This is a genomic window from Nocardioides sp. (assembly GCF_036274455.1).
Taxonomy (GTDB): Bacteria; Actinomycetota; Actinomycetes; order Propionibacteriales; family Nocardioidaceae; genus Nocardioides.
On record NZ_DASUFR010000039.1, the window covers coordinates 1 to 4,559 of the forward strand.

The following is a 4,559-nucleotide window of genomic DNA, read 5'->3' on the forward strand; positions in this document are numbered from 1 at the left end:
CGGCCTCGCCGTGCCGGCCGCTGAAGTTGAGCACCCACCGCTCGAACCGCTCTCGAGGGACGAGGACGATCATTGCGTGGCCGGGGCCAGGATCACGTCTGCGGTGTGGGACGTGCCGTTGCGCAGGTAGGTCAGCGTCACCGTGTCACCCGGAGCGCCGCGCAACGTCGCCAGCACCAGCTGCTCGGCGTTCTGCGCCGCGTCCCCGTTGATCTCGGTGATGACGTCGCCCGCCGCGAGGCCGGCGCTCTCCGCGGGTCCGCCTGGCTGGACGCCGGTGACAAGGAGCCCGGCGGGCTCGCCTGTCACCTGCTGGGCCTCCAGTCCCAGCACGGGATGGTTCGCGCTCCCGGTCTTCATCAGCTGATCGGCGATGGGTGCCGCCACTGCGACCGGGATGGCGAAGCCCAGGCCGACGCTGCCGCCGCCGGCGACGCCCTCGGCGTTGGGGACGGTGGAGATCGCCGAGTTGACGCCGACCAGGTCGCCCGAACAGTTCACCAGCGGTCCGCCGCTGTTGCCGGGGTTGATGGCCGCGTCGGTCTGGATAGCGTCGAGGAGATGTGCGACATCGCCGCTGGGGGCCGGCAGTGACACGAGCCGACCCAGCGCGCTGACGATCCCGGCGGTGACCGTGTTGGACCAGCCCAGCGGCGCGCCCAGAGCCACCACCGGCTGGCCGACGCGGAGGTCGTCGGAGTCGCCGTAGTCGAGCAGGGGACGGCCTTCGGCGCCGTCCTCGGCCCGCACCACGGCGAGGTCGGTGTCGAAGTCGGCACCCACGATGGCCGCCGCCGAGGTGTGACCGTTGCTGTAGCGGACACTCACCGCCGCGCCGCCGTCGACGGCATCTCGCACGACGTGCTCGTTGGTGAGGATGTAGCCGCCCGAGGCGATCACCTCACCGGTTCCGTTGCCGCCAGAGCCATCGGAACCGCTGACGACGACCGTGACCACCGACGGCAGGACGTCGCGGGCCACCCGGGTGGAGTCACAGGCCGTCGGGTCGTCGTCCAGGACCAGCGTGGTGACGGCGCCGACGAGGGCGCCCAGGACGACCGCCGCAGCCACGGCGGCCGGCCACCGCCAGCGACGGGGCAGCCGCACCCGACTGCGTCTCGACCGGCCGGGTCGCGCAGACGCGGCAGCGTCGGGCCGGTCGGTGCCGCTCACCCGCATCATCCTGCACCACACTCGTGTCAGGCTGGTTGAGGACGCCAAGCCTCCGGTCGGCCGTCGGGATGCCGCGCCATGTCCATGCTGAGCGAGGCCTCGTCGTGAGTGTCGCACTCAGAAGACTCAGGTCACTCCACGAGCTGCAGCTCCTCGACCTGCAGCGCCGATCCTTCCCGGAGCGGCTCCCACACGCCGGTCGACTTGAAGCCGTGGGCGGCATAGAGCCGGCGCGCAGCCTGGTTGCCCTCGGTGACATGCAGACGTACGCCGAGATCGCGGTCGCGGCACGAGTTCACCAGATCGGTGAGGAGCGCGGCGGCGTACCCACGGCCGCGTGCCACGGGCGCCGTCCACATGCCCCAGACATAGGCGATGGCGCTGTCCGCGGGAGTGAAGACGCCACCCATCGCGACTCCGCGGCCGTCTTCCAGCACCACCAGGATCCGTGACGCCGTGGCCTGCTGCCGCCAGAAGTCCTCCGTGAGCGCCTGGGCCTCGGCGAGCGTCCTGCGGAAGGCGTCGGGAGAGTCGGCCAGCGCCCGCAAGCTGACGTCGCGGAAGAGAGGCCAGTCATCAGCGGTGATGGTGCGGACCTCGATGTTGATGGCACCGAGGTTGTCAGCAAACCGGGTCGTGCTGCCACCAGATTTCGACTCGTCTGACTCCTGACCAGTGAGCCCCGGCATCTTCGAGACGCGCTCCGCGAGGACGAAGCCAGCACCGCCCAACCGGTGAGACTCCCGGAGCTCAGACGTTGAAACCGAGCGCGCGCAGCTGCTCGCGGCCGTCCTCGGTGATCTTGTCCGGGCCCCACGGGGGCATCCAGACCCAGTTGATCGCCACGTCGTTGACCAGCCCCTCGAGGGCGGTCTCGGTCTGGTCCTGGATGACGTCGGTGAGCGGACAGGCCGCCGAGGTGAGGGTCATGTCGAGGACGACGTTGTGGCCCTCGTCGAGGTGGACGCCGTAGACCAGGCCGAGGTCGACCACGTTGATGCCGAGCTCGGGGTCGACGACGTCCTTCATCGCCTCGGTGACGTCGTCGATGCTGACGGTGGCCGTCGCGGAGCCGGAGGCCTCGGGGACCTCGGGCAGCGCTCCGTGGTCGACAGGGTGATCAGCCATTGCTTGCCTCCAGGGATCGGGCGGTGGCGTCCTTCCAGGCCATCCACGACAGTAACGCGCACTTGACCCGCGACGGGAACCTCGCCACCCCGGCGAACGCGATGCCGTCCTCGAGGACCTCCTCGTCGGGGGTCACCGCGCCCTTGCCCTGCATCAGGGCCAGGAACTCGCCGTGGATGTCCATCGCCTCGTCGACGGTCTTGCCGATGACCAGGTCGGACATCACCGAGGCGGCGGCCTGGGAGATCGAGCAGCCGATCGCCTCGTAGGACACGTCGGCGACCACGCCGTCGGCCACGTGCACCCGCAGCGTCACCTCGTCACCGCAGGTGGGGTTGACGTGGTGGACCTCCGCCTCGAAGGGCTCGCGGAGCCCCTTGTGGTGGGGGTTCTTGTAGTGGTCCAGGATGATCTCCTGGTAGAGGCTGTCGAGGTCCATGGTCCTTACTTCAACTTGAAGTACGAGCGGGTGTATTCCAGCGCCTCGACCAGCGCGTCGATCTCCGCCGGCGTCGTGTAGAGGTAGGACGACATGCGGGTCGAGCTCTGCACGCCGAACCGCGCGTGGGCGGGCTTCGCGCAGTGGTGGCCGGCTCGCACCGCGACCCCGCGGGTGTCGAGCACGGTCGCGACGTCGTGCGGGTGGGCGCCCTCGAGCTCGAAGGCGATCGCTCCCCCACGGTCCTCCGCGGACAGCGGGCCGAGGATCGTCACACCGGGCACCGTCTGCAGCGCGTCGAGGGCGTAGCGCGTGATCGTCTGCTCGTGTCGGTGCACGGCCTCCATGCCCAGGTCGCCGAGGTAGTCCAGGGCCGCGCCCAGCCCGACCGCTTCCACGATCGGCGGGGTGCCGGCTTCGAACTTGTGCGGCACCGGGGCGTACGTCGAGCGCTCCATGGTGACAGTCTCGATCATCTCGCCGCCGCCCAGGAACGGCGGCAGCTGGTCGAGGACCTCGCGACGGCCCCACAGGACGCCGATGCCGGTGGGCCCGACGCACTTGTGGCCGGTGAAGGCGAGCAGGTCGGCCCCCGAGGAGGCGACGTCGACCGGCAGCTGCGGGGCGGCCTGCGAGGCGTCCACGACCACGAGCGCGCCGACCTCGTGGGCCCGCGCCGCGATGTCGGCGATCGGGTTGATGGTGCCGAGCATGTTGGACACCCAGGTCAGCGAGACGACCTTGGTGCGCTCGGTGATCAGGGCGTCGATGTTCGAGAGGTCGAGCCGCCCGTCGTCGGTCAGTCCGAACCACCGCAGCGTCGCTCCGGTGCGCTCGGTGAGCAGCTGCCAGGGCACGATGTTGGAGTGGTGCTCCATCTCGGTGATGACGACCTCATCACCGGGGCCGACCTGGAACGGCCCGGCCCACGCCAGGGTGTTGGCGACGAGGTTGAGCGCCTCGGAGGCGTTCTTGGTGAAGACGACCTCGTCGCGCGAGGGCGCGTGGAGGAAGGACGCCACCTTGTCGCGCGCGGCCTCGAAGGCCTCGGTCGACTCCGCGCCCAGCTGGTGCATGGCCCGGGCGATGTTGGCGTTGTGCCGCTCGAGGTGGTCGACCATCGTGTCGATGACCACCTGGGGCTTCTGGCTGGTGTTGGCGCTGTCGAGGTAGACCAACGGCAGCCCGCCCGCGAGCGTGCGCTCGAGGATGGGGAAGTCCTTCCTCACAACATCCAGCTCCGGCAACAGGCCTTCGAGGCTCGCGACCATGGTCAGTCTCCCCGCTGGCTGCGGAGTGTCTCGTCAGGCTCGACCTTCGCGCTGCGCGCGAACTCGGGCAGCAGCCCCTCCAGCACGGCCATGATCAGACCGCCGCCGCGCCGACGTACTTCTCGTAGCCGTTGGCCTCGAGCTCCTCGGCCAGCTCCGGACCGCCCGACTCGGCGACCTTGCCGTCGACAAAGACGTGCACGAAGTCCGGCTCGATGTAGCGCAGGATCCGGGTGTAGTGGGTGATCAGCAGGATGCCCTTGCCCTCCTGGGCGCGGAACCGGTTGACGCCGCGGGCGACCACCTTGAGCGCGTCGATGTCGAGGCCGGAGTCGGTCTCGTCGAGGATCGCGACCCGCGGGTTGAGCAGCTCGAGCTGGGCGATCTCGTGGCGCTTCTTCTCACCACCGGAGAAGCCCTCGTTGACCGAGCGCTGGGAGAACGACGCGTCGAGGTCGAGGTCCTCCAGGGCGGTGTTGACCTCCTTGACCCAGGTGCGCAGCTTGGGCGCCTCGCCGTCGATGGCGGTGCGGGCGGTGCGCAGGAAG

6 protein-coding genes are annotated in these 4,559 nt (G+C 69.8%); all 6 read right to left on the reverse strand.

Annotated features, from left to right (window positions below):
- Positions 1-69: 69 nt before the first annotated feature.
- Positions 70-1,107, reverse strand: a complete 1,038-nt coding sequence (locus VFV89_RS03770) for a S1C family serine protease (RefSeq protein ID WP_329704567.1) — start codon at positions 1,105-1,107, stop codon at positions 70-72.
- Positions 1,108-1,304: 197 nt separating this feature from the next.
- Positions 1,305-1,904, reverse strand: coding sequence for a GNAT family N-acetyltransferase (locus tag VFV89_RS03775; protein WP_329704568.1), 600 nt, complete (start codon positions 1,902-1,904; stop codon positions 1,305-1,307).
- Between the two features lie 19 nt (positions 1,905-1,923).
- Positions 1,924-2,301, reverse strand: a complete 378-nt coding sequence (locus VFV89_RS03780; protein ID WP_329704569.1) for a metal-sulfur cluster assembly factor — start codon at positions 2,299-2,301, stop codon at positions 1,924-1,926.
- Positions 2,294-2,740 carry a Fe-S cluster assembly sulfur transfer protein SufU gene (gene sufU, locus VFV89_RS03785; protein ID WP_329704570.1) on the reverse strand — a complete coding sequence of 149 codons (447 nt, stop codon included), beginning with the start codon at positions 2,738-2,740 and terminating at the stop codon, positions 2,294-2,296. The genes VFV89_RS03780 and sufU overlap by 8 nt, the downstream gene beginning before the upstream one ends.
- Positions 2,741-2,745: 5 nt before the next feature.
- Positions 2,746-4,011 carry a cysteine desulfurase gene (locus tag VFV89_RS03790; RefSeq protein ID WP_414690342.1) on the reverse strand — a complete coding sequence of 422 codons (1,266 nt, stop codon included), beginning with the start codon at positions 4,009-4,011 and terminating at the stop codon, positions 2,746-2,748.
- Between the two features lie 94 nt (positions 4,012-4,105).
- Positions 4,106-4,559, reverse strand: a 454-nt coding sequence (locus VFV89_RS03795; protein WP_414690343.1) for an ABC transporter ATP-binding protein, incomplete at its 5' end; no start/stop codon positions are given.

Bases quoted from the DNA above. Each gene is read 5' to 3' on its own strand.
- VFV89_RS03790 (WP_414690342.1), bottom strand. From the start codon at position 4,011: ATGGTCGCGAGCCTCGAAGGCCTGTTGCCGGAGCTGGATGTTGTGAGG.
- sufU (WP_329704570.1), bottom strand. From the start codon at position 2,740: ATGGACCTCGACAGCCTCTACCAGGAGATCATCCTGGACCACTACAAG.
- VFV89_RS03780 (WP_329704569.1), bottom strand. From the start codon at position 2,301: ATGGCTGATCACCCTGTCGACCACGGAGCGCTGCCCGAGGTCCCCGAG.